This window comes from Paucibacter sp. PLA-PC-4 (assembly GCF_026241155.1).
GTDB lineage: Bacteria > Pseudomonadota > Gammaproteobacteria > Burkholderiales > Burkholderiaceae_C > Roseateles_E.
Window position 1 is genome coordinate 1 of sequence record NZ_JAPFGP010000075.1, and the last position, 669, is coordinate 669.

Annotated in this window: 1 protein-coding gene and 1 pseudogene; both read left to right on the plus strand. The window is 70.6% G+C overall.

The features are described from left to right. Positions 1-384: pseudogene (locus OOZ63_RS28965) on the plus strand (IS21 family transposase); the annotation flags it as partial. Beyond that, positions 377-669 (plus strand): ATP-binding protein (locus tag OOZ63_RS28970; RefSeq protein ID WP_266009341.1); only part of this gene is annotated, 293 nt, incomplete at its 3' end. The pseudogene OOZ63_RS28965 and the gene OOZ63_RS28970, both read left to right, overlap by 8 nt.

Sequence of the window (669 nt, forward strand, 5' to 3'; positions counted from 1 at the left end):
GGTCACCGGGCCTGCGATGGCTTGGCCCAGGCCGCCCCGGCCAGCGCGGTATTGCTGCGGCGTGCCGGCGAGCGCGGCGAGAACCTGGGCTCGATCACTGCGGCGTTGATGCGCCTGCTGCAGCGCTGGGGCGCCAGCGCCCTGCAGACGGCCATCATCGAGGCCCTCGAGCGCGACGTTGCACACCCCAACGCCGTGCGCGCAGCGCTAGAGCGTGCCCGGGTGATCAGCGGCGAGCCGCCACCGGTGGCCCTGGTGTTGCCCGAGCACGTGGCCAAGCGCGACGCGCCGGTGCGCACCCATGACCTGCGCTCCTATGACCGGCAGAGTGACGAGCAGATCGACCGACAGCCCACCACCGCACCGGAGGAGTCCGATGAATAGCCTCACGACACCACAGGCCGCTCTGCGTGAGCAGGCCGCCTCGTTGCGCCTGCATGGCCTGCTTGAACACTGGGGCGAGGTGATGGCTCAGCCCGAGCAAGCCAGTTGGGTGGCGCAGATGCTTGCCTGGGAGGCCGCCGAGCGCAGCCGCCGCAGCCTGGAGCGGCGGCTGCGCGACGCCCACATCGGCCGCTTCAAGCCGCTGGTCGACTTCGACTGGGCCTGGCCCAAGAGCATCGACCGCAGTGCCGTCGAAGAGCTGATGACCCTGGCCTTCGTCAAGGA